A 25758-nucleotide genomic window follows, 5' to 3' on the forward strand; every position below is an offset into this window, starting at 1 on the left:
CCGGTCTGGCACATCGGCGCTGCATCGGCCCTGCGCTAACTTGTTGAAGAATAGTGAATGAAGCCTGCCGGGGAGACCGAGGACGTCGTGGTGGATCCGCTGGATAGCGAGCGGGGACGGCTTTTCGCCCTCCTGGGGCGCCTGCTCGCGGCGCCGCCGGATGCGGCGTTGCTGGCCGGCCTGGCCGCCCTGCGCGGCGACGACTCGGCCCTGGGCACGGCCCTCGGGCGGCTGGCCGAGGCGGCCTCCCGCGCCGATGCGGCGGCGGCGGCACGCGAGCATTTCGCCCTCTTCGTCGGCGTCGGCCGGGGGGAGGTGCTGGCCTATGCCTCCTACTACCTCACCGGCTTCCTGCACGAACGGCCGCTGGCCGAGTTGCGTGGCACCCTGGCCCGGCTCGGCATCGTCCGCGCCGAGGGGATGGCGGAGCCCGAGGATCAGCTGGGCTTTTGCTGCGAGGTGATGGCGGGGCTGCTGGAAGGCCGCTTCGGCGGGGAGCCGCCCGAGGCCTTCTTCGCCCGCCACCTGGCGCCCTGGGCCGGGCGCTGCTTCGCCGATATTGCCGGGGCGGAGTCGGCGGCCTTCTACCGCGCGGTGGGCCTGCTGGGCGGCAGCGTGATCGAGATCGAACAGGCCGCCGCGGCTTTGCCGGCGTGACCAGGAAAGAGGATTGCCGATGACCGACAAGACGGGTGCCGAACGGCGCGGCTTCCTCCGGGCGCTGGGGCTCGGCACTGCCGCGGCCGCGGCCGGCAGCGCCTCGGCCGGGGCCGCGGTGGTGCAGCGGGCCGATACCGTGCCGGCCGGCCAGGCCGCCAAGGAGAACGACGCCCAGCGCCGCGCCGCGCGCTACGTCGAGAGCGATGAGGTCAAGGCCTTCTATCGCACCAACCGCTACGAGCAGTAGGGCCGCAGCATGCTGATCAAACGCGCCGATGGCCGCGCCGCCAGGCAGCGCCTGTCCTCCGCCTACCAGGGTCTCTCGGGCGGCGGCATGGATCGCCGCGGCTTCCTGCGCCAGGCCGGGCTCGGCGGCGCCGGCCTGGCCGCGCTGGGCAGCCTCGGCGCCGGCCGCGCCCGGGCGGCGAACGAGGCGACGCCGGACCTCGCCGACCGCAACGCGCCGCTGCAGCGGATCAAGAACGTCTGCACCCATTGCTCGGTCGGCTGCACCGTCACCGCCGAGGTGCGCCACGGCACCTGGGTCGGCCAGGAGCCGAGCTACGACAGCCCGATCAACCGCGGCACGCATTGCGCCAAGGGCGCCTCGGTGCGCGAGCTGGTGCACGGCGACCGCCGGCTGAAGTACCCGATGAAGCTGGTCGGCGGGGAATGGCAGCGGCTGAGCTGGGACACCGCGATCTCGGAGATCTCGGCCAAGCTGCTCGAGGTGCGGGAGAAGGCCGGGCCGGACAGCGTCTTCTGGCTGGGCTCGGCCAAATTCACCAACGAGGCGGCCTACCTGTACCGCAAGCTGGGCGCCTTCTGGGGCACCAACTCGGTCGACCACCAGGCCCGCATCTGTCATTCCACCACCGTCGCCGGCGTGGCCAATACCTGGGGCTACGGCGCCCAGACCAACAGCTACAACGACATCCGCAATGCCAAGACCATGATCATCATGGGCGGCAATCCGGCGGAGGCGCATCCGGTCTCCTTGCAGCACGTGCTGACCGGCAAGGAGGTCAACCGCGCCAACCTCATCGTCATCGACCCCCGCTACACGCGGACGGCGGCGCATGCGACCGAGTACGTGCGGCTGCGCCCGGGCACCGACATCCCGCTGATCTGGGGCCTGCTCTGGCACATCTTCGAGAATGGCTGGGAGGACAAGCAGTTCATCGCCCAGCGCGTCCACGGCATGGAGGAGATCCGCGCCGAGGTGGCGAAGTGGAAGCCCGACGAGGTGCAGCGCGTCACCGGCGTGCCGGGCGAACAGCTCAAGCGCGTGGCGCAGATGTTCGCGACGCAGAAGCCGAGCACGCTGATCTGGTGCATGGGCGCGACCCAGAAGACCGTCGGCACCGCCAACGTGCGGGCCTATTCCATCCTGCTGCTGGCGACCGGCAACGTCGGCGCGACCGGCACCGGCGCCAATATCTTCCGCGGCCATACGAACGTGCAGGGCGCGACGGACATGGGCCTCGATGTCACCTCGCTGCCCGGCTACTACGGCCTCGACGAGAATGCCTGGCGGCATTTCTGCCGGGTCTGGGGCGTCAGCTACGAGTGGATGCAGGGCCGCTTCGGCAGCAAGGCGCTGATGGAGATGCCGGGCATCCCGACCACGCGCTGGTTCGACGCGACGCTGATGCCGGGCGAGCAGGAAAAGACCGCCGCCGACGGCGAGGCCTATGTCGCCCAGCCGCATAGCCTGAAGGCCATGATGGTCTTCGGCCACGGCGGCAACACCGTCACCCGCATCCCGGAATCGATCAAGGGCCTCGAGAAGCTCGAGCTGCTGGTCGTCGCCGACCCGCATCCGACCACCTTCAGCCAGGTCTCGAACCGCAAGGACGGCACCTACCTGCTGCCGATCTGCACCAGCTTCGAGATGGACGGCACCCGCACCGCCTCCAACCGCTCGCTGCAGTGGGGCTACAAGATCGTCGATCCGATCTTCGAGAGCCGCAACGACTACGACGTCATCCATGCGCTCGCGCAGAAGCTCGGCTTCGGCGCCGAGATGTTCAAGACGATCGAGGTCAAGGACGGCGTGGTCAGCGCCGAGAGCATCCTGCGGGAGATGAACCGCGGGCTCTGGAGCATCGGCTATACCGGGCAGTCGCCCGAGCGCCTGAAGCTGCACATGGAGCACCAGGACAAGTTCGACCTGGTGACCTTGCGCGGCAGGCCCGGCACGCCGGTGGAGCACGACACCTACGGCCTGCCCTGGCCCTGCTGGGGCACGCCGGAGATCAGGCATCCCGGCACCCACATCCTCTACAACACCAACCTCCACGTGAAGGACGGCGGCGGCACCTTCCGCGCCCGCTTCGGCGTCGAGCGCAACGGCCAGACGCTGCTGGCCGAGGGCAGCTGGTCGAAGGGGAGCGAGATCCAGGACGGCTACCCCGAGTTCACCGTGGCGATGCTGAAGCGCCTCGGCTGGTTCGACGACCTGACCGCGGCGGAGAAGGCCAGCATCGCCGCGAATTTCGGCCCGAACATCGACCGCGCCGCCTGGTCCACCGACCTCTCGGGCGGCATCATCCGGGTGGCGCTGGAGCATGGCTGCTCGCCCTTCGGCAATGCCAAGGCCCGCGCCGTCGCCTGGAACCTGCCGGATCCGGTGCCGGTGCACCGCGAGCCGATCTACACCGCCCGGCCCGACCTGATGGCCAAGTACCCGACCCTGCCCGACCGCCGCGGCTTCCGCATGCCGCATCTGGGGCAGAGCATCCAGGCCCGCAGCACCACTGTCGTGAAGGACTTCCCCATCATCCTGACCAGCGGCCGGCTGGTGGAATACGAGGGCGGCGGCGAGGAGACGCGCTCCAACAAGTGGCTGGCCGAGCTGCAGCAGGAGATGTTCGTCGAGATCAACCCGGCGGATGCGACCGAGCGCGGCGTGCGCGACGGCGGCTGGGTCTGGGTCGCCGGGCCCGAGAACGGCGCGCGGATCAGGGTGAAGGCCCTGGTGACCGAGCGCGTCGGCCGCGGCGTCGCCTTCATGCCCTTCCACTTCGGCGGCTTCTACCAGGGCGAGGACCGCCGCGGCTTCTACCCGCCGGGCACCGACCCGATCGTGCTGGGCGAGAGCGTCAATACCATCACGACCTATGGCTACGACCCGGTGACCTTCATGCAGGAAACCAAGGTCACGCTCTGCCAGATCAGGAGCGCCTAATCATGGCCCGGATGAAATTCCTCTGCGATTCGGACCGCTGCATCGAGTGCAACGCCTGCGTCACCGCCTGCAAGAACGAGCATGAGGTGCCCTGGGGCATCAACCGCCGCCGTGTCGTCACCATCAACGACGGCAAGCCGGGCGAGCGCTCCATCTCCATGGCCTGCATGCATTGCACCGACGCGCCCTGCGCCGCGGTCTGCCCGGTGAGCTGCTTCTACACGACGGCGGACGCCATCGTGCTGCACGACAAGGACCTCTGCATCGGCTGCGGCTACTGCTTCTACGCCTGCCCCTTCGGCGCGCCGCAGTATCCGCGGGTCGGCAATTTCGGCGGCCGCGGCAAGATGGACAAGTGCACCTACTGCGCCGGCGGGCCGCAGCAGGACAACAGCCCGGCGGAATACCTGCAGTACGGCTCGAACCGCATCGCCGAGGGCAAGCTGCCGCTCTGCGCCGAGATGTGCTCGACCAAGGCGCTGCTGGCCGGCGACGGCGACATCATCGCCAGCATCTACCAGGAACGGGTCCAGCGCCGCGGCTACGGCTCGGGGGCCTGGGGCTGGCGGACCGCCTACAAGGAGGTGCTGCCGGCATGACCTCCTTCCTCGCCGGGGCGGCGCTTGCCCTCTCGCTGGTCGCGGGCGGCGTCGCGGCCCAGAATTCCAACCAGAACTCGAATGTCGCGCCTGCCGGCGGCGCGCCCGAAGTCCAGGCGCCGGTGCCCGAGGTGGGCAGCGGCCGCGGCGGCGTCGGCGGCGGCCAGGTGCCGAACAGCACCGAACCGCAGCAGCCGACCGGCACCCCGACCGCGCCGCAGGCGACGGTGGCGCCGACCCCGGTCGCCCCGATCGTGGCGCCGCCGCCGCTGGGCGAACGCGGCCAGCAGGACGCCGCCGAACTGGAGCTGCGCGCGCTGCTGCGCGGCGAACACATCTCCGGCCGGGTCAGCATCCCCGATGCCAAATCGGGCAACCTCATCCAGCCGGAGGGCCGCGAATGGCGCGCCTTCCACAACCGGACCCTGACCTGGGTCGCCGCCATCGCGGTGCTCGGCATGGCCGGGCTGCTCGGGCTGTTCTTCCTGTTCCGCGGGCGGATCCGCATCGGCGAGGGCTGGTCGGGCCGCACCCTGGTGCGCTTCGGGCTGCTCGAGCGGGTGAACCACTGGATGGTCGCCAGCTGCTTCATCATCCTCGGCCTGTCCGGGCTGAACCTGACCTTCGGCCGCTGGCTGCTGCTGCCGCTGATCGGGCCGGAGGCCTTCACCGCGGTGAGCCAGGCCGGCAAGATCGCCCACAATTTCCTGGCCTTCCCCTTCACCGCCGGGCTGGTGGTGATGCTGCTGGTCTGGCTCCGGGACAATATCCCGAACAAGCTGGACCTCGCCTGGATCAAGGCCGGCGGCGGCTTCGTCGGCCATGGCCATCCGAAGGCCGGGCGTTTCAATGCCGGGCAGAAGATGGTCTTCTGGGTCACGGTGCTGGGCGGCGGGGTGGTCGCGGCCTCGGGCTATGTGCTGATATTCCCCTTCGCGGTCACCGACATCGCCGGCCAGCAATGGGCGCACATGGTGCATGGCGTGCTCTCGGCGCTGATGGTGGCGGCGATGCTGGCGCATATCTACATCGGCACCCTCGGCATGGAGGGGGCCTTCGATGCCATGGGCACCGGCCGCGTCGACTACAACTGGGCCAAGGAGCATCACGCGCTGTGGGTGGAGCAGGAACTGGCCAAGGCCCACGCGGTCGCCGACATCGGGCAGCCGCAGGCCAGGGCGGCCGGCGCGGACTGACGGCGGCCCCATGCGGATGATCGGCCTCGCCGGCTGGAGCGGGGCCGGCAAGACCACTTTGCTCGCCAAGCTCATCCCGGAGCTGACGGCGCGCGGGGTCGGCGTCTCCACTATCAAGCACGCGCATCACCGCTTCGACGTGGACACGCCGGGCAAGGACAGCTGGGTCCACCGCGAGGCCGGGGCGCGGCAGGTGCTGGTGTCCTCGGCCAACCGCTGGGCGCTGATGACCGAGCTGCGCGGCGCGGCGGAGCCGGAGCTGCGGCAGCTGCTCGGGCAGCTCGCGCCGGTCGATCTCGTGCTGGTCGAGGGCTTCAAGCGCGACCGGCACCCCAAGATCGAGGTCCACCGCGCGGCCAACGGCAAGCCCTGGATCCATCCGGAGGATCCGGCGATCGTCGCGGTCGCCAGCGACCTGGCGCCGGAAGCGACGCTGCCCTGGGCGCCGCTCGACGATGCGGCGGCGATCGCCGATCTCGTGCTGCGGCACGCGGTGGACGCAGCTGGCTGGTAGGGAGCGGCGGTTATGGCCCAGCTATCCGATGACTGCTTCGCCTTCGGCGGCCCGCTGCTCTCGGTGGAGGCGGCCGAGGCCCTGATCACCGGCCGCGTCCCGCCGCTGGGCGGCGAGGAGAGCCTGCCGCTGCTGGCGGCGCTGGGCCGGGTGCTGGCACGCGACCTCCTGGCGCCCGGGCCGCTGCCGCCCTTCTTCAACGCCGCGGTGGACGGCTATGCCTTCCGCCATGGCGACCTCGCCGCCGGCGGCCGCAGCTTCCTCGGGCATGACGGCCGGGTTGCCGCCGGACACAGCCCGGACCACCCGCTGCGTCCCGGCACCGCCGCCCGCATCTTCACCGGCGCCCCCATGCCGCCCGGCGCCGATACCGTGGTGATGCAGGAGGATGCGACCGCGGAGGCGGACGGGGTCTGGGTGCCGGCCGGCCTCAAGCCCGGGGCCAATGCGCGGCCGGTCGGGGAGGATGTGGCGCAGGGTGCGCTGGCCCTGCCGGCGGGTCGGCGGCTGCGGGCGCCGGAGATCGGCCTGGCCGCGGCGCTCGGGCTGGCGGTGCTGCCGGTGGTGCCGCGGGTGCGGGTCGGGGTCTTCTCCACCGGCGACGAGCTGGCTTCGCCGGGGCGGCCGCTGGGCGCCGCCCAGACCTACGACAGCAACCGCTTCTCCCTGCTGGCGCTGCTGGCGAAGCTGCCGGTCGCGGCGACCGACCTCGGCATCCTGCCGGATGAGGCGGCGGCGACCGCGGCGGCGCTGCGGGCGGCGGCGGGCAGCCACGACCTGCTGCTGACCTCGGGCGGGGTCTCGACCGGTGAGGAGGATCATGTCCGCGCCGCCATCGAGCAGGGCGGCCGGCTGGTCTTCTGGCGGCTGGCGGTGAAGCCGGGGCGGCCGGCGGCCATGGGCGTGGTCGCCGGGACGCCGGTGGTCGGGCTGCCGGGCAATCCGGTCGCCGCCATCGTCACCTTCCTGCACCTGGCGCGGCCGCTGGTGCTGCGGCTGGCCGGCGCCGCGGCCGAGCCGCTGCCGCGCTTCCCGGCCGAGGCGGGATTCAGCTACCGCAAGAAGGCGGGGCGGCGGGAATACGTCCGGGTGCGGCTGGTGGCCGGAGCGGGGGGCGGGGCGGCGCTGCCGGTCGCCCGGAAATTCGGCCGCGAGGGCGCCGGGCTGCTCACCTCCCTGACCGAGAGCGAGGCCTTCGTCGAATTGGCCGAGGATGTGCTCACCGTGGCGCCGGGCGACCCGGTGCAGGTACTGCCCTTCGCAACATTGTTCTGATAAGACCATCTGCCTGCAAGGAATTCCGATTTGGCCAAGCGGCCCGCAAAGACCACCGCACCGAAGCCCCCGAGCACCAAGGGGATGGGCAAGGCGGCCATGGCGCGCATCGCCGACCTCGTCGGCCGCGGCGCGGCGCCGGCCCGCATGCAGCGCGAGGTGGAGGCGATCGTCGCGGGCATGCTGGCCGGCGACGAGGACCGGCGCGAGGCGGTGAAGCAGGTGATCGAGGAGCTGCGCGACGACATGCTGGCCGGCGTCGCCGACACCGCCGCCATGCTCGAGGATATCGAGCATCCCGACGCCGCCTCGGCCCGCAACGCCGACAAGACCCTGGCGGCGATGCAGGCGGCGGCGGATGCGCTGGTGGAGGCCTGCGCCGGGCTGTAGCGCCGCGGCGCCCGCGCTCAGACCGGCAGCCGCAGCCTCGCCCGCAACCCGCCGAGCGGGCTCTCCTCGAGCAGGATATCCCCGCCATGCGCCCGGACGATGTCCCGGGCGATGGCGAGGCCGAGGCCGGTGCCGTCCGGCGAGCCGCTGCTGAAGGGGCGGAAGGCGTCCTCGCGCTCACCCGCCGGGATGCCCGGCCCGTCGTCGTCCACCGTCACCTGGGCCCAGAGCGCATGGGCATCGCGGTCCGCCCCCACCCCGCCCGGGCCGCCCGGCTCGGTGCGCGCCACCGTGTCCACCGCGACCGCGATCCGCTTCGCATGCCGGCGCGCGTTGTCGATCAGGTTGGCCAGGCTGCGGCGCACCGCATCCGGCCGCAGCGGCAGGGCGAGGCTGGCCGGCGAGGCCACCTCCACCGCCGCGCCCGAGCGCCGCGCCTTGGCCGCAACATCCTGCACCAGCTCGACCAGGTCGGCCGGGCGGACCTGCTCGGTGCCCTCGCCCCGGGCGAAGGTGAGGTAGGCGGCGATCATCCGCTCCATCTCCTCCATGTCCTGGGTGAGGGCGGCGATGTCCTCCTCGGTCTCCGCCGCCCGCGGCAGCATGGTGATGCCGAGCCGCATCCGGGTGAGGGGGGTGCGCAGGTCGTGGCTGATGCCGGCCAGCATCTCGGTCCGCTGGCCGACGAAGCGGCGGATGCGCTCGCGCATGCGGTTGAAGGCGGCGGCGGCCTGGCGGACCTCGCTGGCGCCCTCGGGCTTGATGGCGCCGAGGTCGCGGCCGAGGCCGAAGGCATCGGCCGCCGCGGCCAGCCGCCGGATGGCGCGGACCTGGTTCTTCATGAACAGCACCGCGACGCCGGAGAGCAGCAGCGCCGAGCCGACCAGCCAGATCACGAAGAGATAGAGAGTCGCGGTGAACAGCCGTTTGCGCGGCGCCTCCACGTGCAGCACGCCGTCCGGCAGCTGGACGCGGATGATGATGCTGCGCGGGTCGGACTGCCAGTCGGTATCGAAGCGGGCGCGGACCCGTTCGCCCAGGGCGTTGTTCAGGTCCTCCTCCAGCGGCAGCAGCGACCGGCTGGAGCGGCGCTCGCCGGGCTGAATCTGGCCGCCCTGCTCGAAGGCGAGGCCGAGCTCCAGCCGCCAGGCGGCCTCGCGGAAGATCCAGGGGTGCTGCTCCGGCGGCTCCCGCCGGATCAGCTCGGCGACGAAGGCGACGTCGCCGGCGACGCCGCCGGTCAGGCGGCGCGAGATGACGTCGAGGTGGCCGCCGTAGAAGAGCTGCAGGGCGACCGCCTGCAGGATCAGCATCGGCACCAGGATGATGAGCACGGAGCGCGCCAGCAGCGAGCGCGGCAGCAGGCGGCGCAGCCCGGCGGTCAGGCGATTGGCCATGCCTACGCGGTTCCGGTCACGGGGATATCCGGGTCAGGGGCCGGGCCGCAGCACGTAGCCGCGGTGGCGGACGGTATGCAGGAAGCGCGGCTCGCGCGGGTCGGGCTCGATCTTGCGCCGCAGCCGGGTGACCTGGACGTCGATCGCCCGCTCGCCGGCCTCGGGCGTGCCGAGGGCGGTGCCGATCTCCTCGCGGCTGAGCACCTCCCCGGCGCGGCGGGCGAGCGCCCCGAGCAGGGCGGCCTCCCCGCCGGTCAGCCGGATGGTGCCGTCCGGGCCGCGCAGCTCGGAGCGCTCGGCATCGAACCAGCGCATGCCGAGCTGGACCGGGGCGGCGGTGAGCGGCTGCGCCGGCGGGGCGACGCGGCGGAGGATGGTGCGGATGCGCAGCGCCAGCTCGCGCGGGTCGAAGGGCTTGCCGAGGTAGTCGTCGGCGCCGGATTCGAAGCCGGCGACGCGGTCGTCCGGCCCGCCGCGGGCAGTGAGCATCAGCACCGGCACGTCGTTGCCGGCGCGGCGCAGGGTCTCGACCAGCTCGAGCCCGGTCTCGCCCGGCATCATCACGTCGAGCACCAGCAGGTCGAAGGCGACGGCGGCGAGCTGGGCGCGGGCGGCGGCGGCATCGGCGGCGATGCTGACGCGGAAGCCCTGCTCGGCCAGGTAGCGCTGCAGCAGGGCCCGCAGCCGGGCGTCGTCGTCCACCACCAGCAGATGGGCGTTGTCCACAAGGGTGGTGGCCTCGGCAGGCATGGGATGGCGGTTCCTCTCCGGTGCAGGGCGGGCTGGGCGATTCCTGCGGCATGACAATAGGCCGGATCAGGTTCGGCGCATCAGCCTCTATTGCGGATCGGTCCCGCCGGTGCGGACCGGCCGGCGCTCAACCGTTCCGCTGCGGGTGTATGGTGCCGGGATGGCCGTGGGAAGGGGCAGCGCCCCGGGCGGTGGCGGGCGCCGCGGCGGCCAGGGCGGACGGCCGCGGGGAGGCTGGGCGGTCGGCCGGCCGCTCCAGCCGCTCGAGCTGGGCCCGGGCCTCCGGCCCCATCAGCCCGCGCATGACCCGGCGGAAGCCCTCCACCGCCACCGGCCCGGCCTCGCGATAGGCCCGCATCACCCATTCCCGCTGACGCTCGAACAGCCGCCGCTCCAGCGCCTCGCCCCGCGGCGAGAGCGAGAGCAGGCGCTGGCGGCGGTCGTTGCGGCCGGTGGACTGCAGTACGTAGCCGTCGTCGATCAGCGGCGTCAGCACCCGGCCGAGCGACTGCTTGGTGATGCCGAGGATGCCGAGCAGGTCGCCCACCGTGATCCCCGGCCGGCGGCCGACGAAATGCAGCACCCGGTGATGCGCCCGGCCCATGTCCAGCTCGGCCAGGATCGCATCCGCCCCGGCGGTGAAGTCGCGGTAGCCGAAGAAGAGCAGGTCTTGGGCGAGCCGCAGCTCCTCCTCCCGCAGGAAGAGCAGGTTGCGGCCGGCGCCGACCGGGGCCGCCGTCGGCGCCTCGGGCGGCTTGGTGTCAGTCTGGTCCGGCATGGCAGACATGCGGGTTCCTCAGGCCAGGTTTGGTCAGTGACCTTGACATAATTTTTCCGACCATTCTAGTTTGGCCGGGCTGGAAGCAACGATATTGCGGGAGTAGCCATCATGGCGCTAGTTCCTTACGACGACCGGGACGGCTGGATCTGGTGGGACGGTGATTTTGTCCCCTGGCGGGGCGCCCAGCTGCACGTGCTCTCGCATGGGCTGCACTATGCCAGCGCCGTCTTCGAGGGCGAGAGGTCTTATGCCGGCAACATCTTCAAGCTGCGGGCGCATACCGAAAGGTTGATCGCCTCGGCCCGGATCCTCGGCTTCGACATTCCCTGGGCCGCCGAGCAGATCGATGCCGCCTGCCAGGCGACGGTGGCGAAGAACGGCCTGACCGATGCCTATGTCCGGCCGATCGCCTGGCGCGGCTCGGAGGAGATGGGCGTCGCCGCGCGGGGGACGAAGATCCACCTGGCGATCGCCACCTGGGAGTGGGGCGCCTATTTCGGCGTCGAGCAGCGGATGGCGGGCGTCCGCCTCGGCATGGCGAAGTGGCGGCGCCCGGCGCCGGACACCGCGCCGACCGCCTCGAAGGCCGCGGGCCTCTACATGATCGGGACCATGAGCAAGCACGCGGCGGCCGACGAGGGCTACGACGACGCGCTGATGCTGGACTACAAGGGCGACGTGGCCGAGGCGACCGGCGCCAACGTCTTCTTCAACATGGGCGGCGAGCTGCACACGCCGACCCCGGTCTGCTTCCTCGACGGCATCACCCGCCGCACCGTCATGGGCCTCGCCCGCCGGCAGCAGATCAAGGTGGTGGAGCGCACCATCCGGGAAAGCGAGATCAAGGACGCCTCCGAGGTCTTCCTCGCCGGCACCGCCGCCGAGGTGACGCCGGTGCGGGAGATCGCCGGCACCGCCTTCACCCCGGGCGAGCTCACCCGCCGGCTGATGACCGACTACGAGGCGCTGGTCCGCCTGAGCCCGGCCGAAGTGGCGCAGAACGGCGCCTGAACAGGGCAGGGGGGCCGGCGGGCGGGCCGGGTGGCGCCGCCCGCCGGTGATCCGCCCCGCGGGGAGATGCGCATGGATGCCGCCTGGCTGGCCTCCGCCACCGGCTTCGCCCTGGCGATGACCGCATCGCCCGGGCCGAACAACGCCATGGTCGCCGCCTCGGCGGCCAATTTCGGCCTGCGCCGCAGCCTGCCGCACGTGCTGGGCATCGCGCTCGGCTTTCCGGCGATGCTGGTGCTGGTCGCCTTCGGGCTGGCCGAGGTGCTGGCGGCCTCGCCCGCCCTGCAGGCGGCGCTGCGCTGGGTCGGCACCGCCTGGATGCTCTGGCTGGCGTGGAAGATCGCCACCGCGGCGCCCGCCACCGCCGAGGCCCCGCGCCGCGGCCGGCCGATGACCCTGGTGCAGGCGGCGCTGTTCCAGTGGGTCAATCCCAAGGCATGGATCATCGCCGGCGGCGCCATCCTCACCTACGGCCGGCCCTGGCTCATGGCCGTGCTCTTCGCCCTCACCGCGCTGGTCAGCCTGCTGGCCTGGGCGGCGCTCGGGCTCGGCACCGCGCGGCTGCTGCGGACGCCGGCGGCGCTGCGCCGCTTCAATTGGGCGATGGCGGCGCTGCTGGTGCTGTCCCTGGTGCCGGTCCTGCTGGGGTAGCGCGCCGGCGCCGGACCGCACAGGGCCGTTTCGATCCGCCGCGGCGCCGCCCGCTGGCGCAGGCATGATGCTGCATCTGCGTAAAACCGCGGCGCCGGTTGCAACGCGGAGGCCTCGACTGCGCTCCTGGCACAGCACGCGACGCGCGGATACCCCAGCAGCCGAGAGATGATGCCAGATATGTCACCGAAAGATGCTCTTGACCTCTCCCGGCGCGGCCTACTCGGCGGGGCCGCGGCGGTCACCGCCGCGCCGGCCGGCGCGCAGACGCGGGCGGCACCTGCAGCGGCCAGCGCTGCGACCTTCCCGACCGGAGCGACGAACTTGTCTCATGTCTCCTTCACCGTGAATGGCGAGCGGCGCCAGCTCGACATCGATACGCGCACCACCCTGCTCGACGCCCTGCGCGAGCACCTGCACCTCACCGGCAGCAAGAAGGGCTGCGACCACGGCCAGTGCGGCGCCTGCACCGCCCTGGTGAACGGCCGCCGGATCAATACCTGCCTGAGCCTCGCGGTCATGCACGAGGGCGACGAGGTCACCACCATCGAGGGGCTGGGCAAGCCCGGCGACCTGCATCCGATGCAGGCGGCCTTCGTGAAGCACGACGGCTACCAGTGCGGCTATTGCACGCCCGGGCAGATCTGCTCCTCGGTCGCCGTGCTGAAGGAGATCGAGGCCGGCATCCCGAGCCATGTCAGCGCCGACCTGAACGCCAAGCCGGGCGTCACCGCCGAGGAGATCCGCGAGCGCATGAGCGGCAACATCTGCCGCTGCGGCGCTTATTCCAACATCGTCGAGGCCATCAGCGAAGTCGCGGGGAGTCAGGCATGAAGCCCTTCACCTACGAGCGCGCCCGCTCCCCGGCCGAGGCCGCGGCGGCGGCGGCCCGCACTCCGGGCGCCAAGTTCATCGCCGGCGGCACCAACCTGCTCGACCTGATGAAGCTGCAGATCGAGACCCCGGGCCATCTGATCGACGTCAACGGCCTTGCGCTGGACAAGATCGAGGCGACCGCCGAGGGCGGCCTCCGCATCGGCGCACTGGTGCGCAACACCGATCTCGCGGCCGATGAGCGGGTGCGGCGCGACTACGGCGTTCTGTCCCGCGCGCTGCTGGCCGGTGCCTCCGGCCAGCTCCGCAACAAGGCGACCACCGGCGGCAACCTGCTGCAGCGGACCCGGTGTCCCTATTTCTACGACACCAACCAGCCCTGCAACAAGCGCCAGCCGGGCAGCGGCTGCGCCGCCATCGGCGGCTACAGCCGCCAGCTCGCGGTGATCGGCAGCAGCGAGGCCTGCATCGCCACCCACCCCGGCGACATGTCCATCGCCATGCGGGCGCTCGATGCGGTGGTCGAGACGGTGAAGCCGGACGGCACCGCCCGCGCCATCCCGATTGCCGAATTCCACCGCCTGCCCGGCGACACGCCGCAGATCGAGACGGCGCTGGAGCAGGGCGAGTTCATCACCGCGGTGGTGCTGCCGAAGCCGGCCGGCGGCACGCATATCTACCGCAAGGTCCGCGACCGCGCCTCCTATGCCTATGCGCTGGTCTCGGTCGCCGCCATCGTGCAGCGCGACGGCACGGCGCGCGTGGCGATCGGCGGGGTGGCGCACAAACCCTGGCGGGTGGAAGCGGCCGAGGCCGAGATCCCGCGCGGCGCCAAGGCGGCCGCCGCGGCGATCATGGCCGGTGCCAGGCCGACCCACGACAATGCCTTCAAGGTCACGCTGGTCGAGCGCACGCTGGGCGCGGTGCTGGCGGAAGCGAGGAGCTGAGCCGATGAAATTCGACACGCCGGCCACCACCAACCCGATCGACCAGCTCAAGGTCGTCGGCCAGCCGCTCGACCGCGTCGACGGTCCGCTCAAGACCAGCGGCACCGCGCCCTATGCCTATGAGCGGCACGATGTGGTGGCGAACCAGGCCTATGGCTACGTGGTCGGCGCGGCCATCGCCAAGGGCCGCATCACCGGGATGGCGCTCGACGCCGCCCGCGCCGCGCCCGGGGTGATCACCATCGTCACCGCCGAGACCGCCGGCAAGCTCGACAAGGGCAAGCGCAACGCCGCCACGCTGTTCGGCGGCCCCGAGGTCGAGCACTACCACCAGGCGGTCGCCCTGGTCGTCGCCGAGAGCTTCGAGCAGGCCCGCGCGGCGGCGCAGCTGGTGCAGGTCGACTACGCCAAGGCCGAGGGCGCCTACGACCTGGCGGCGGCGAAGCAGGCCGGCGTCGAGCCGAGCGAGGGCAGCCCGGACCAGAAGGTCGGCGACTTCGAGGCCGCCTTCGCCGCGGCGCCGGTGCAGTTCGACCGGACCTACACCACGCCCGACCAGTCGCATGCGATGATGGAGCCGCATGCCAGCATCGCCGCGTGGGAGGGCGACAAGGTCACGGTCTGGACCTCGAACCAGATGGTCGACTGGGCCACGACCGACCTGGCCCAGACGCTGGGCCTGCCGAAGGAGCAGGTGCGGATCGTCTCGCCCTATATCGGCGGCGGCTTCGGCGGCAAGCTGTTCCTGCGGGCCGATACGCTGCTCGCGGCACTCGGCGCCCGCGCGGCGAAGCGCCCGGTGAAGGTGGCGCTGACCCGGCCGATGATGGCCAACAACACCACCCACCGGCCGGCGACGATCCAACGGATCCGCTTCGGCGCCGGCCGCGACGGCAAGCTCACCGCCATCGCGCATGAGAGCTGGTCGGGCAACCTGCCGGGCGGCGAGCCGGAGGATGCGATCCAGCAGTCGCGGCTGCTCTATGCCGGCGCCAACCGGCTGACCGGGAACCGCCTGGCGACGCTGGACCTGCCGGAAGGCAATGCGATGCGGGCGCCGGGCGAGACGCCGGGGCTGATGGCGCTCGAGATCGCCATGGACGAGATGGCGGAGCAGCTCGGCCTCGACCCCATCGAGTTCCGCGTCAGGAACGACACCCAGGTCGATCCGGCCAATCCGGACCGGCCCTTCTCGCAGCGTCAGCTGATCGAATGCCTCCGCCAGGGCGCCGAGCGCTTCGGCTGGGACAAGCGCGCGACCAAGCCCGGCAGCCGCCGCGAGGGCCGCTGGCTGGTCGGCATCGGGGTTGCCGCCGGCTTCCGCAACAGCATGTCGATGCCCTCGGGCGCCCGGGTCCGGCTGGACGCGGCAGGCGTGGTGACGGTCGAGACCGACATGACCGACATCGGCACCGGCAGCTACACCATCATCGCCCAGACCGCGGCGGAGATGATGGGCGTGGGCATGGACAAGGTGGTGGTGCGGCTTGGCGACAGCAGCTTCCCGGTCTCGGCCGGCTCGGGCGGGCAGTGGGGCGCGAACAGCTCGACCGCCGGCGTCTATGCCGCCTGCGTCAAGCTGCGCGAGGCGGTGGCGCAGAAGCTCGGCTTCAACTCCGCCGACACCGCCTTCGCCGATGGTCAGGTGCGGGCGGGCAACCGCAGCGCGCCGCTGGGCCAGGCGGCGGGCGAGGGCGGGCTGGTCGCCGAGGACACCATCGAATACGGCGACCTGGCGAAGCAGTACCAGCAATCCACCTTCGCCGGGCATTTCGTCGAGGTCGCCGTGGATGCGGCGACCGGCGAGGTGCGGGTGCGGCGGATGCTCGCGGTCTGCGCCGCGGGCCGGATCCTCAACCCGAAGTCGGCGCGCAGCCAGGTGATCGGGGCGATGACCATGGGCGTCGGCGGCGCGCTGATGGAGGAGCTGGCGGTGGACAAGCGCCACGGCTTCTTCGTCAACCACGACCTCGCCACCTACGAGGTGCCGGTGCATGCCGACATCCCGCACCAGGAGGTGGTCTTCCTGGAGGAGGCCGATGCGACCTCCTCGCCGATGAAGGCCAAGGGCGTCGGCGAGCTCGGGCTCTGCGGCGTCGGCGCGGCGGTGGCCAATGCCATCCACAACGCCACCGGGCTGCGGGTGCGGGAGTATCCGATCACCCTCGACAAGCTGCTCGACCGGCTGCCCGACGCGGCCTGACCCGAGGGCGGGACAGGCGGCGGGGGAAGGGGGAGCCGACGCGCCCGCTGCCCCGCCGCCGCGGGCACCGGCGGGCTTGACGCGGGGCCCTGCTCCCGCCATCTCGGCGCCATCCTCGCGATGCTGAACCCGCTCCTCCGGCTCCGTTCCTGCCGTATCCTCGCCCTGCTGGCGGCCCTGCTGCTGGCCGGCGTGCCGCCGCATGGGCATGGCGCCGCGGGCGCCTGGCCGGCGGCCGCGGCCTCGGTCACCGCCGACCGTGGCGATGCCCCGGAGCAGGGCGCGGCGCTGGCGGATTGCGGGCTGTGCCACGCGTCCCGGGCGATGATGCCGCATCGCGCGGGAACCCCGGGGCCCCAGGCGCTGCCCGGCACCGTCCTGGCCCTGGCCCTGGTGGCCTCCCCCGAGGGGCAGCCCGGCCGGGTCCCGGCCCGGCCACCGAGACAGCCGACGCCCGCCTAGCCGCGGCCTGTCGGAGGACGGGTGCGGCCATCCGCGTCCCGCCCTCCCGCTGCAAGGCCCGTCATGCCCTTCCCGTCGCTGCCGCGCGCCCTCGCCCGCGCGCCTGCCTCCCTGCGCGTCATCTCCGGCGCGACCCTGCTGGCCATCCTGATCCCCGGACCGCTCGCCCTGGCCGATGCGGAGCACGAGGCGCCACCTGCCCTGGCGGTGCCGGCGCGGCCCCGGGTCGCGGTCCATTCCGACCGCTACGAGATCGTCGCGGTGCGGGAGGCGCCGGACCGGCTGCGGCTCTGGCTCGACCGCATCGAGGGCAATGTCCCGGTCGGTGACGCCCGGCTGGAGCTGGTGCTCGAGGAGGAAGCGTTCTCCGCCCTCCCTGAGGCCGATGGCACCTACCTGCTGGACTCGCCGCGGCTCGCACGCACCGGGCGGCCCTTCGACCTGGTCTTCTCGGTCACTGGCGGCCCGGAAGGCGACGACCTGCTGGCCGGCACGCTGCCGGCGCTGCCCGCGCCCGACCCGCATGCCGGCCCCTTCGAGGACCGCTGGCATGCGGCGCGGGAGTGGCTGGCGCACCAGCCCTGGCTGGTCGCCGGCGGCGGTGCCCTGCTGGGCCTCGCCGCCGGGCTGGGCCTCGCCGGGCTGGGCCTCGCCGGGCGCCGCCGCCGGCCACGGCGCGCCGCCCTCGCCGCCACCCTCGTCCTCCTGGCCCTGCTGCCGACCCTGCCGGCGCGGGCCGGGGAGGGGCACGACCACGACGAGGCCGCGCCCCCGGCCGGCAGCGCGGCGGTCGACGCCCCCGCCCGCCTGCCGGATGGCCGGGTCTTCCTGCCCAAGGTCAGCCAGCGCCTGCTGGAGGTGCGCACCATGACGCTGCGGGACGCCGCCGCGTCCCGCACGGTGACCATGGTCGGCCGCATCGTCGCCGATCCCAACCGCGGCGGCGTCGCCCAGAGCCTCGCCGGCGGCCGCATCGCGCTGCCCGAGGCCGGCCTGCCGCGGCTCGGCCAGGCGGTGCGGCGCGGCGAGGTCCTGGCGGTGGTCGAGCCGGCGATCCCGGTCGCCGACCAGACCACCATCGCCGAGCGCTCCGGCGACCTCGGCCAGCAGATCGCCACCGCCGAGGCGCGGCTGGCCCGCGCCCGCAACCTCGCCGCCTCCGGCGCCGGCACCCGCGTCTCGGTGATCGACACCGAGATCGAGCTGGAGGGGCTGCGCCGCCGCCGCGCGCTGCTGGCGCAGAACCGGGTGGCGCCGGAGGTGATCCGGGCGCCGGCCGATGGCGTCGTCGCCAGCGCCCGCGCCGTCGCCGGGCAGGTGGTGGCGGCGCAGGACGTGCTGTTCCAGATCGTCGATCCCGCCGGACTCTGGGTCGAGGCGCTGGTCTTCGTCGGCGACGCGGCGATGGACCTGCGCGGCGCCACCGCCTCGGTCCGCGGCAGCCCGCCGATGCGGCTCGCGCTGCAGGGCTTCGGGCGGGCGGTGCAGCAGGGCGCCACCCTGGCGCAGTTCCGGGTGGTGGAGCCCATGGCCGGCCTGTCGCTCGGCCAGCCGGTGACGGTGGTGGCCGAGGTCGCCGAGCCTATCCGCGGCCTGGTCCTGCCGCGCGCCGCGGTGGTGCGGGCGCCGAACGGCGAGCAGGTGGTCTGGCGCCACCTCAAGCCCGAGATCTTCGCCGCCGCGCCGGTCCGCATCGAGCCGCTCGACGCCGCCCGCGTGCTGGTCGCCGCCGGCCTCGCCGCCGGCGAGCGCGTGGTGGTGCAGGGCGCCGGCCTCGTGAACCAGGTGCGCTGAGCGATGTTCGCATTGTTGGTCTCCGCCAGCCTGCGCTCCCGCCTGCTGGTCCTGGTCGCCGCCGCGGTGCTGGTCGGCTACGGCCTGCTGGTGCTGCCGCGGGTGCCGGTCGATGTCTTCCCCGACCTCAACCGCCCCACCGTCACCCTGCTGACCGAGGCCGAGGGCTTGGCACCGGAGGAGGTCGAGCGGCTGGTCAGCTTCCCGATCGAGACGGCGATGGGCGGCATGCCCGGCGTCGCCCGCGTCCGCTCGGTCTCGGCCGTCTCGCTGTCGGTCGTCACGGTCGAGTTCGAATGGTCGGCCGAGCTGTACCGGGCGCGCCAGCTGGTCGCCGAACGGCTTTCCATGCTGCGCGCCTCGCTGCCGGCCAATGTCGCGCCGGTGATGGGGCCGGTCAGCTCCATCATGGGCGAGATCATGCTGGTTGCGGTCCGCGCCGCGGGGGTGACGCCGATGCAGGCGCGCGAGGCGGTGGACTTCACCATCCGGCCGCGGCTGCTGGCCATCCCCGGCGTGGCCCAGGTCATCCCGATCGGCGGCGAGGTGCGGCAGTACCGCATCTCGCCCGACCCGGCCGCCATGCTGGCGCTCGGGGTGAGTGCCGAGCAGCTCGAGGCCGCCGTCGCGCGGTTCGGCACCAATACCGGCGGCGGCTTCGTCGACCAGCGCGGGCGGGAATACCTGATCCGCCACCTCGGCCTGACCCAGCGGCTGGAGGATCTGGCGGATACCCCCATCGCGCCGCAGCCGGGCTCGGCCACACCGATCCTGCTGCGGCAGGTGGCGAAGGTGGAATTCGCCGCCCGGCCGCGGCGCGGCGAGGCCGGCTACCAGGGCGGCCCGGCCGTGGTCTTCAGCGTGCAGAAGCAGCCCGGCGCCGACACCATCCGCGTCACCCGCGCGGTCGAGGCGGCGCTGGCGGCGCTGCAGCCGGGCCTGCCGCCCGGGCTCGATGCCAGCCGCGTGCAGTTCCGCCAGGCGGACTTCATCGCCGCCTCCATCGCCAACGTCGAGCGGGTGCTGCTGGAGGCGGCGGCGGTGGTCGCGGTGGTGCTGCTGCTGTTCCTGCTGGACGTGCGGGCGACGGCGATCTCGCTGGTCGCCATCCCGGTCTCGGTCCTGGCGACGGTGGTGGTCTTCCACGCCTGCGGCCTGACCATCAACACCATGACCCTCGGCGGCCTGGCCATCGCCATCGGCGAGCTGGTCGACGACGCGGTGGTGGATGTCGAGAACATCCAGCGGCGGCTGCGGGAGAACGCGGCGCTGGCCGTCCCGCGCCCGGTGCTGGCGGTGGTCGCCGCCGCCAGCCAGGAGGTGCGCTCGGGCATCGTCTACGCGACCGCGGTGGTGGTGCTGGTCTTCCTGCCGCTGTTCGCGCTGCCGGGCATCGAGGGGCGGCTCTTCGCGCCGCTCGGCGTCGCCTACATCGTGGCGATCCTGGCCAGCCTGATCGTCTCGGTGACGCTGACGCCGGTGCTGGCCTACTGGCTGCTGGGCCGCCGGCCGGCCGCGGCGCACCGGCCGGACGGCCCGGTGCTGCGGCTGGCCAAGCGGCTGAACCGCGCCGCGCTGCTGCGCGCCCTGGCCCGGCCGCGGCTGGTCTATGGCGCGGTGGCGCTGCTCTTCGCCGCCGCGGCCTGGGGCGCGGTGCAGCTGCCGCGCGCCTTCCTGGCGGCCTTCAACGAGGGCACCGTGCTGGTCGGCATCGCCTTCCGCCCGGGCATCGCCCTGGCCGAGAGCGCGCGGCTCGGCGCCGTCGCGGAACGCCTGCTGGCCGAGGTGCCGGAGGTGGTCTCGGTCGGCCGCCGCACCGGCCGGGGCGAGCTCGACGAACATGCCGAGGGCGTGCACGTGAACGAGCTCGACGTGGCGCTGCGCCGCTCGCCACGCGGCCGCGCCGCGGTGCTGGGCGACCTCCGCGCCCGGCTGGCGCCGCTGCCGGCCAATGTCAACATCGGCCAGCCGATCCAGCACCGGCTGGACTTCCTCCTTTCCGGCGTCCGCGGCGAGGTCGTGGTCAAGCTGTTCGGCCCCGACCTCGACACGCTCGGCACCCTGGCCGAGGGCCTGCGGGCGCGCATGGCGGGCATCCCGGGGCTGGTGGATCTGCAGGTCGAGCGGCAGGTGCGCATCCCGCAGCTGCGGGTGGTGCCCGACTACGCCGAGGCCTCGCTCTATGGGCTGACGCCGGCGTCGCTGACCACGGCGCTGGAGGGGCTGTCGAAGGGCCGCATCGTCAGCCAGATCGTGGACGGGATGCGCCGCTTCGACGTGGTGGTGCGGCTCGCCGACAGCGACCGCACCACCGAGGGCCTGGGCGCGCTGCTGGTGGCGACGCCGCAGGGGCATGTGCCGCTGCGGCTGGTCGCCAGCGTCGAGGAGGTCGACGGCCCGAACCAGGTGCTGCGCGAGGGCGGCCAGCGCCGCATCACCGTCTCCGGCAACGGCGACGGCGCCCGCGACATGGCGGCGATCGCCGCCGAGCTGCGCGCCGCGATCGACGGCTTCGCGCTGCCGGGCGGCTATGCGGCGGTGCTCGAGGGCAATTTCCGGGCGCAGGAGGAAGCCGCCCGGACCATCGGGCTGCTGTCGCTGGTCTCGCTCGGGCTGGTCTTCGTGGTGCTGCGGCAGCGCTACCGCTCGACGGCGCTGGCGCTGGTGGTGATGGGCAACATCCCGCTCGCGCTGATCGGCAGCGTGGCGGCGCTGTGGCTGGCCGGGCTGCCGCTGTCGGTCGCCTCCTTGGTGGGCTTCATCACCCTCGCCGGCATCTCCGCCCGCAACGGCATCCTGAAGGTGAGCCATACCCTCAACCTGGCGCTGCACGAGGGCGGGCGCTGGGGGCGGCGGCTGATCCTGCGCGGCAGCGAGGAGCGGGTGGCGCCGGTGCTGATGACCGCGCTCTCGGCCGGGCTGGCGCTGGTGCCGCTGCTGTTCGGCGCCGGCGAGCCGGGGCGGGAGATCCTGCATCCGGTCGCGGTGACGATCTTCGGCGGGCTGGCCAGCGCGACGCTGCTCGATGCGGTGCTGACGCCGCTGCTGTTCCGCCGCTTCGGCCGGCCGGCGCTCGAGGCATCGCTGGCGGCGCGGGATGCGGTCCCCGATCGGGGCCCTGCCGCGCGCCCGGTGGAAAGCTTCTGATGGCCCCGCGCCGCGCCCGGGCACAACCTGCCCCGGCCCGGGGGCGGGGAAAGGGCCGCACGGCGGCCTGGTCGTGCTGGCCGATGGCCACCGGATCCAGGCCCGCTGCATCCTGGATCGGCGACCGCCCGGACCAGGCCGCCCCTAGGCGCCGATGAGCGCCTCCAGACCGATCGGGAAGCGCCGCACCCGCACCCCGGTCGCATGCCAGACCGCATTGGCGACGGCGCCCGCGGTGCCGGTGATGGCGATCTCGCCGACGCCCTTGATGCCCAGCGGATTCACATGCGGGTCTTGCTCCGCGACCAGGATCGCCTCCAGCGAGGGCACGTCGGCATTCACCGGGAGGTGGTACTCGGCCAGGTCGGCGTTCATGATCCGGCCGCTGCGCCGGTCGGTCACCGCATGTTCGTGCAGGGCGAAGGACACGCCCCAGGTCATCCCGCCGTAATACTGGCTGCGCACCATCCGCGGGTTGATCACCCGGCCGGCGGCGAAGGCGCCGACCACCCGCGTCGCGCGGATCTGGCCGAAGTCGGGGTCGACCTTCACCTCGACGAAGACCGCGCCATGGGCGTGCATGGCGAAGGCTTTCTGCGCCGCCGGATCGGCGGCGCCCTGGCCCATCGCCTCGAGCCCGGCCAGGCCGGCGCGGGAAAGGATGGCGGCGTAGCTCTCGCTGCGCGCCTCGTCGTCGCGGCGGTGCAGCCGGCCCTCGCGGGCGACCACGCCGGCATTGCCGGCGCCGAACAGCGGCGAGCGCTCGTCGCCGGTGGCCAGCGCCGCCAGCCTGTCGATCACCGCCCCGCCGGCGCCGTGGATGGCGGAGGAGACCGTCGCCATGTGGGCCGAGCCGCCGGCGATCCCGGCATCCGGCAGGTCGGAGGTGCCGGAGCGGAACTCGAGCCGGTCGAGCGGCAGCCCCATCCCGTCGGCGGCGACCTGGGCCAGCGCGGTCCAGGCGCCCTGGCCCATGTCATGCGCGCCGGTCTCGACCAGGCCACTGCCGTCGGCGCGCAGCGTCGCCCGGGCATGGCCGGCCATCATCATCGCCGGGAAGGTCGCGGTGCCCATGCCCCAGCCGACCAGCAGCCCGGCCTCGTCGCGCATCTGCCGCGGCTGCAGCGGCCGGCCCGCCCAGCCGAAGCGTGCGGCGCCCTCGGCGTAGCATTCCCGCAGCGCCTTGGAAGAGAAGGGCTTGCCCGAGGCCGGCTCCACCTCGGCGTAGTTCCGCAGCCGGAAGGCCAGCGGGTCCATGCCGCAGGCGAAGGCCATCTCGTCCACCGCGCTTTCCAGCGCGATGCTGCCGGGCGCCTCGCCCGGCGCCCGCATGAACATCGGCGTGCCGGTGTCGAGCCGCACCGCCTCGTGGCTCGTGTGCAGCGCCGGGGTCGCATAGAGGGTATGGGCGACGTCCGCCGCGGCCTCGATGAAGTCGTCGAAGCTGCTGGTGGCGGTCAGGGTGTGGCTGGCGATGGCGGTGAAGCCGCCGGCGGCGTCGGCGCCCATGCGGATGGTCTGCCGGGTCGGCGCCCGATGCCCGACCGGGCCGTACATCTGCTCCCGCCGCAGCACCAGCTTCACCGGCCGGCCGACCAGCCGGGCGGCGAGGATGCCCAGCACCTGCGGCCCGTTGGCCAGCCCCTTGGAGCCGAAGCCGCCGCCGAGGAAGGGGCTGCGGATGTGGATGTCCTCGGGCCGGATGCCGAAGAGCGCGGCGAAGCGCGCCTGGGCCATGGCCATGCCCTGGCTCGGGGTGTCGAGGGTGAGCCTTTCGCCGTCCCAGGCCGCCACGATGGCATGCGGCTCCATCGCGTTGTGGTACTGCGCCGGCGTCTCGTAGACCGCCTCCATGCGGCGCGGCGCGGCGGCGAGGCCGGCCTCCACCTCGCCCTGCGCGAAGCTGGCCGGGCTGCCGACGCCGACGGCAGCCGGCACGAAGGCCGCGGCGCCGTCCAGCCCGACGCGCGGCGGCTCGGCCGCGTAGCGCGGCGCGAGCAGCGCGGCGCCCTCGGTCGCGGCCTCCAGCGTCTCGGCGATCACCACCGCGATCGGCTGCTGCGGATAGCGGACCGCGTCGTTCTGCAGCGCGTCCAGCCGGAACATGAAGGGCGAGTCCTTGGCATCGGGGTCGCCGGCCAGCGGCGGGCGGTTGGCCGGGGTCATCACCTCCACCACGCCCGGATGCGCCTTGGCCGCCGCGACATCGAGGCCGAGGACCCGGCCGCGGGCGATGCCGCTGGTGGCGAGCACGGCGAAGAGCATGCCCGGCGGGTGGTTGTCGGCGGCGTAGCGGGCCTGGCCGGTGACCTTCAGCGGCCCGTCGCGGCGGGTCAGCGGCTGGCCGATGCTGGAGCCCTGGCGGAGATGCGCGGGCGCGGCGATGCCGGGGATCGGATCAGACATGGGCCTGGGCTCCTGGGAGGGCGGCGAAGGGGGAGGCGGGCAGGGCCGGGAGGCGCCCGGGCGTGCCGGCCGCGGCCAGCAGCAGGGCGCGCGCCACGATCCGCCGCGCCAACTCGATCTTGAAGGCGTTGTCGCCGGAGGGCGCGGCATCGGCGAGCGCCAGCGCCGCGGCCTCGCGGCAGGCGGCCTCCGCCGGCGCGCGGCCGACCAGGGCCGCCTCCGCCGCCCGGGCGCGCCAGGGCTTCAGGGCGACGCCGCCGAGGGCGATGCGCGCCGCGGCGATCCGGCCATCCTCCAGCCGCAGCGCCGCCGCGGCCGAGACCACGGCGAAGGCGTAGGAGGTGCGCTCCCGCACCTTCAGGTAGCGGGCATGGGCGGCGAAGCCGGCGGCCTCGGCCGGCAGCCGCACCGCCACGACCAGGTCGCCGGGCGCCAGCACCGTCTCGCGCTCCGGCGCCTCGCCGGGCAGGCGGTGGAAATCCGCCAGCGGCACCTCGCGCGCCCCGTCGCGGCCGATGATCTCCACCACCGCGTCGAGCGCCGCGAGCGGCACGCAGAAGTCGGAGGGGTGTGTGGCGATGCAGGCCTCGCTCCAGCCGAGGACGGCGTGGAGCCGGTTCTCGCCGCCGCGCGCATCGCAGCCGGCGCCCGGCGTGCGCTTGTTGCAGGCGCTGGCGAGGTCGTAGAAATAGCCGCAGCGGGTGCGCTGCAGCAGGTTGCCGCCGACCGTCGCGGCATTGCGCAGCTGGGCCGAAGCGCCCGAGAGCAGCGCCTCCGCCACCGCCGGGAAGCGGGCGGCGAAGCCCGGGTCATGGGCGAGGTCGGCATTCCGCACCAGGGCGCCGATCCGGACCCCACCATCCGCCGCATGCTCGATCCGGTCGAGCCCGGGCAGGCGGCCGACGTCGACGAGCGTCCCGGGGCGCATGACGCCGCCCTTCATCAGGTCGAGCAGGTTGGTGCCGGCGGCGTGGTAGGCCGCGCCCGGCCGGGCGCCGGCGGCGACCGCCTCGGCGATCGTCGTGGGGCGGAGGAATTCGAAGCGGTTCATGCCGCATCCTCCCGGGCGGCGAGGCGGGCCTGGGCATCGAGCACCGCCTCGGTGATGCCGGCGTAGGCGCCGCAGCGGCAGAGGTTGCCGCTCATGCCCTCCCGCACCCGCTCGGGGTCGTCGCCGGCCTGGCCCTCGGCCAGCAGGCCGATGGCGCTCATGATCTGGCCCGGGGTGCAGAAGCCGCATTGCAGGGCGTCATGGTCGATGAACGCCTGCTGGACCGGATGCAGCTGGCCGCCCTCGGCGAGCCCCTCGATGGTGGTGACGCTCGCGCCATCCTGGGCCGCCGCCAGCACCAGGCAGGCATTGGTCCGCCGGCCGTCCAGCAGCACCGTGCAGGCGCCGCACTGGCCACGGTCGCAGCCCTTCTTGGTGCCGGTGAGGTGCAGGCGCTCGCGCAGCAGGTCGAGCAGCGTGACCCGTGGATCCTCCAGCGCCACGGCCTGGACGGTGCCGTTGACGGTGAGCGAAATTGACAGGGTCATGGGAGACTCCGA

General features: G+C 73.3%; 21 protein-coding genes and 1 pseudogene. 16 read left to right on the plus strand and 6 right to left on the minus strand.

Annotated features, from left to right (window positions below; genetic code table 11):
• Positions 1–57: 57 nt before the first annotated feature.
• Genes QWZ14_RS17245 through QWZ14_RS17280 form a run of 8 tightly spaced genes read left to right on the plus strand, consistent with a single transcriptional unit; the run spans position 58 to position 7824 of the window.
• Positions 58–657 (plus strand): TorD/DmsD family molecular chaperone, encoded by a 600-nt coding sequence (locus QWZ14_RS17245; RefSeq protein ID WP_290318015.1) that lies wholly within the window; start codon positions 58–60, stop codon positions 655–657.
• 19 nt (positions 658–676) lie between these two features.
• A complete protein-coding gene (locus QWZ14_RS17250) occupies positions 677–907 on the plus strand; it encodes a hypothetical protein (RefSeq protein ID WP_290318016.1) in 231 nt (76 codons plus the stop codon).
• 9 nt (positions 908–916) lie between these two features.
• Entirely contained in the window at positions 917–3850 is a 2934-nt protein-coding gene (locus QWZ14_RS17255; protein ID WP_290318017.1) for a formate dehydrogenase subunit alpha, read from the plus strand.
• Positions 3851–3852: 2 nt separating this feature from the next.
• On the plus strand, positions 3853–4449 hold the full coding sequence (gene fdh3B / locus QWZ14_RS17260) for a formate dehydrogenase FDH3 subunit beta (protein WP_290318018.1): 597 nt from the start codon (positions 3853–3855) through the stop codon (positions 4447–4449).
• The gene (locus tag QWZ14_RS17265; RefSeq protein ID WP_290318019.1) at positions 4446–5645 is read left to right on the plus strand and encodes a formate dehydrogenase subunit gamma; all 1200 of its coding nucleotides are present in this window, start codon (positions 4446–4448) and stop codon (positions 5643–5645) included. Before fdh3B ends, QWZ14_RS17265 begins: the two co-directional genes overlap by 4 nt.
• A 10-nt stretch (positions 5646–5655) precedes the next feature.
• A complete protein-coding gene (mobB, locus tag QWZ14_RS17270; protein ID WP_290318020.1) occupies positions 5656–6159 on the plus strand; it encodes a molybdopterin-guanine dinucleotide biosynthesis protein B in 504 nt (167 codons plus the stop codon).
• Between the two features lie 12 nt (positions 6160–6171).
• The gene (locus tag QWZ14_RS17275) at positions 6172–7434 is read left to right on the plus strand and encodes a molybdopterin molybdotransferase MoeA (protein WP_290318021.1); all 1263 of its coding nucleotides are present in this window, start codon (positions 6172–6174) and stop codon (positions 7432–7434) included.
• A gap of 30 nt (positions 7435–7464) precedes the next feature.
• Complete coding sequence (locus tag QWZ14_RS17280; RefSeq protein WP_290318022.1) at positions 7465–7824, plus strand: hypothetical protein; 360 nt, start codon at positions 7465–7467, stop codon at positions 7822–7824.
• Positions 7825–7841: 17 nt separating this feature from the next.
• Here QWZ14_RS17280 and QWZ14_RS17285 read toward each other — a convergent pair whose 3' ends face one another.
• The 3 genes and pseudogenes from QWZ14_RS17285 to QWZ14_RS17295 form a co-directional block, all read right to left on the minus strand.
• Complete coding sequence (locus tag QWZ14_RS17285; RefSeq protein ID WP_290318023.1) at positions 7842–9221, minus strand: ATP-binding protein; 1380 nt, start codon at positions 9219–9221, stop codon at positions 7842–7844.
• A 33-nt stretch (positions 9222–9254) separates the two neighbouring features.
• Entirely contained in the window at positions 9255–9971 is a 717-nt protein-coding gene (locus QWZ14_RS17290; RefSeq protein WP_290318024.1) for a response regulator, read from the minus strand.
• A 253-nt stretch (positions 9972–10224) separates the two neighbouring features.
• Positions 10225–10749 (minus strand): annotated as a pseudogene (locus QWZ14_RS17295) (MarR family winged helix-turn-helix transcriptional regulator); the annotation flags it as partial.
• A 111-nt stretch (positions 10750–10860) separates the two neighbouring features.
• Between QWZ14_RS17295 and QWZ14_RS17300 the strand changes: the two are divergent.
• From QWZ14_RS17300 to QWZ14_RS17335, 8 genes are all read left to right on the plus strand, one after another.
• Positions 10861–11763, plus strand: coding sequence for a branched-chain amino acid aminotransferase (locus QWZ14_RS17300; RefSeq protein WP_290318025.1), 903 nt, complete (start codon positions 10861–10863; stop codon positions 11761–11763).
• A gap of 72 nt (positions 11764–11835) precedes the next feature.
• Positions 11836–12414: a LysE family translocator gene (locus tag QWZ14_RS17305; RefSeq protein WP_290318026.1), complete on the plus strand. Its 579-nt coding sequence runs from the start codon at positions 11836–11838 to the stop codon at positions 12412–12414.
• A gap of 180 nt (positions 12415–12594) precedes the next feature.
• Complete coding sequence (gene paoA, locus QWZ14_RS17310; RefSeq protein ID WP_290318027.1) at positions 12595–13248, plus strand: aldehyde dehydrogenase iron-sulfur subunit PaoA; 654 nt, start codon at positions 12595–12597, stop codon at positions 13246–13248.
• Positions 13245–14195, plus strand: coding sequence for an FAD binding domain-containing protein (locus QWZ14_RS17315; RefSeq protein WP_290318028.1), 951 nt, complete (start codon positions 13245–13247; stop codon positions 14193–14195). The genes paoA and QWZ14_RS17315 overlap by 4 nt, the downstream gene beginning before the upstream one ends.
• A gap of 4 nt (positions 14196–14199) precedes the next feature.
• Positions 14200–16398: an aldehyde oxidoreductase molybdenum-binding subunit PaoC gene (gene paoC, locus QWZ14_RS17320; protein ID WP_290318029.1), complete on the plus strand. Its 2199-nt coding sequence runs from the start codon at positions 14200–14202 to the stop codon at positions 16396–16398.
• 120 nt (positions 16399–16518) lie between these two features.
• Positions 16519–16860 carry a hypothetical protein gene (locus QWZ14_RS17325; RefSeq protein WP_290318030.1) on the plus strand — a complete coding sequence of 114 codons (342 nt, stop codon included), beginning with the start codon at positions 16519–16521 and terminating at the stop codon, positions 16858–16860.
• Between the two features lie 63 nt (positions 16861–16923).
• Positions 16924–18654 carry an efflux RND transporter periplasmic adaptor subunit gene (locus QWZ14_RS17330; protein WP_290318031.1) on the plus strand — a complete coding sequence of 577 codons (1731 nt, stop codon included), beginning with the start codon at positions 16924–16926 and terminating at the stop codon, positions 18652–18654.
• A gap of 3 nt (positions 18655–18657) precedes the next feature.
• Positions 18658–21801 (plus strand): efflux RND transporter permease subunit, encoded by a 3144-nt coding sequence (locus tag QWZ14_RS17335; RefSeq protein ID WP_290318032.1) that lies wholly within the window; start codon positions 18658–18660, stop codon positions 21799–21801.
• Between the two features lie 144 nt (positions 21802–21945).
• Here QWZ14_RS17335 and QWZ14_RS17340 read toward each other — a convergent pair whose 3' ends face one another.
• From QWZ14_RS17340 to QWZ14_RS17350, 3 genes are read right to left on the minus strand one after another with little or no spacing between them, the layout of a single operon-like run.
• Positions 21946–24207, minus strand: coding sequence for a xanthine dehydrogenase family protein molybdopterin-binding subunit (locus QWZ14_RS17340; RefSeq protein ID WP_290318033.1), 2262 nt, complete (start codon positions 24205–24207; stop codon positions 21946–21948).
• Positions 24200–25258, minus strand: a complete 1059-nt coding sequence (locus QWZ14_RS17345) for an FAD binding domain-containing protein (protein WP_290318034.1) — start codon at positions 25256–25258, stop codon at positions 24200–24202. Before QWZ14_RS17345 ends, QWZ14_RS17340 begins: the two co-directional genes overlap by 8 nt.
• On the minus strand, positions 25255–25746 hold the full coding sequence (locus QWZ14_RS17350) for a (2Fe-2S)-binding protein (RefSeq protein WP_290318035.1): 492 nt from the start codon (positions 25744–25746) through the stop codon (positions 25255–25257). The genes QWZ14_RS17345 and QWZ14_RS17350 overlap by 4 nt, the downstream gene beginning before the upstream one ends.
• Positions 25747–25758: the final 12 nt, after the last annotated feature.

It is taken from the genome of Paeniroseomonas aquatica, from assembly GCF_030409335.1.
Taxonomy (GTDB): Bacteria; Pseudomonadota; Alphaproteobacteria; order Acetobacterales; family Acetobacteraceae; genus Belnapia; species Belnapia aquatica.

What these genes read in the sequence shown, in the direction of transcription:
- QWZ14_RS17245 (WP_290318015.1), top strand. Translation starts at nt 58, where the DNA reads ATGAAGCCTGCCGGGGAGACCGAGGACGTCGTGGTGGATCCGCTGGAT.
- QWZ14_RS17250 (WP_290318016.1), top strand. Translation starts at nt 677, where the DNA reads ATGACCGACAAGACGGGTGCCGAACGGCGCGGCTTCCTCCGGGCGCTG.
- QWZ14_RS17255 (WP_290318017.1), top strand. Translation starts at nt 917, where the DNA reads ATGCTGATCAAACGCGCCGATGGCCGCGCCGCCAGGCAGCGCCTGTCC.
- fdh3B (WP_290318018.1), top strand. Translation starts at nt 3,853, where the DNA reads ATGGCCCGGATGAAATTCCTCTGCGATTCGGACCGCTGCATCGAGTGC.
- QWZ14_RS17265 (WP_290318019.1), top strand. Translation starts at nt 4,446, where the DNA reads ATGACCTCCTTCCTCGCCGGGGCGGCGCTTGCCCTCTCGCTGGTCGCG.
- mobB (WP_290318020.1), top strand. Translation starts at nt 5,656, where the DNA reads ATGCGGATGATCGGCCTCGCCGGCTGGAGCGGGGCCGGCAAGACCACT.
- QWZ14_RS17275 (WP_290318021.1), top strand. Translation starts at nt 6,172, where the DNA reads ATGGCCCAGCTATCCGATGACTGCTTCGCCTTCGGCGGCCCGCTGCTC.
- QWZ14_RS17285 (WP_290318023.1), bottom strand. Translation starts at nt 9,221, where the DNA reads ATGGCCAATCGCCTGACCGCCGGGCTGCGCCGCCTGCTGCCGCGCTCG.
- QWZ14_RS17290 (WP_290318024.1), bottom strand. Translation starts at nt 9,971, where the DNA reads ATGCCTGCCGAGGCCACCACCCTTGTGGACAACGCCCATCTGCTGGTG.
- QWZ14_RS17300 (WP_290318025.1), top strand. Translation starts at nt 10,861, where the DNA reads ATGGCGCTAGTTCCTTACGACGACCGGGACGGCTGGATCTGGTGGGAC.
- QWZ14_RS17305 (WP_290318026.1), top strand. Translation starts at nt 11,836, where the DNA reads ATGGATGCCGCCTGGCTGGCCTCCGCCACCGGCTTCGCCCTGGCGATG.
- paoA (WP_290318027.1), top strand. Translation starts at nt 12,595, where the DNA reads ATGTCACCGAAAGATGCTCTTGACCTCTCCCGGCGCGGCCTACTCGGC.
- QWZ14_RS17315 (WP_290318028.1), top strand. Translation starts at nt 13,245, where the DNA reads ATGAAGCCCTTCACCTACGAGCGCGCCCGCTCCCCGGCCGAGGCCGCG.
- paoC (WP_290318029.1), top strand. Translation starts at nt 14,200, where the DNA reads ATGAAATTCGACACGCCGGCCACCACCAACCCGATCGACCAGCTCAAG.
- QWZ14_RS17325 (WP_290318030.1), top strand. Translation starts at nt 16,519, where the DNA reads ATGCTGAACCCGCTCCTCCGGCTCCGTTCCTGCCGTATCCTCGCCCTG.
- QWZ14_RS17330 (WP_290318031.1), top strand. Translation starts at nt 16,924, where the DNA reads ATGCCCTTCCCGTCGCTGCCGCGCGCCCTCGCCCGCGCGCCTGCCTCC.
- QWZ14_RS17335 (WP_290318032.1), top strand. Translation starts at nt 18,658, where the DNA reads ATGTTCGCATTGTTGGTCTCCGCCAGCCTGCGCTCCCGCCTGCTGGTC.
- QWZ14_RS17340 (WP_290318033.1), bottom strand. Translation starts at nt 24,207, where the DNA reads ATGTCTGATCCGATCCCCGGCATCGCCGCGCCCGCGCATCTCCGCCAG.
- QWZ14_RS17345 (WP_290318034.1), bottom strand. Translation starts at nt 25,258, where the DNA reads ATGAACCGCTTCGAATTCCTCCGCCCCACGACGATCGCCGAGGCGGTC.
- QWZ14_RS17350 (WP_290318035.1), bottom strand. Translation starts at nt 25,746, where the DNA reads ATGACCCTGTCAATTTCGCTCACCGTCAACGGCACCGTCCAGGCCGTG.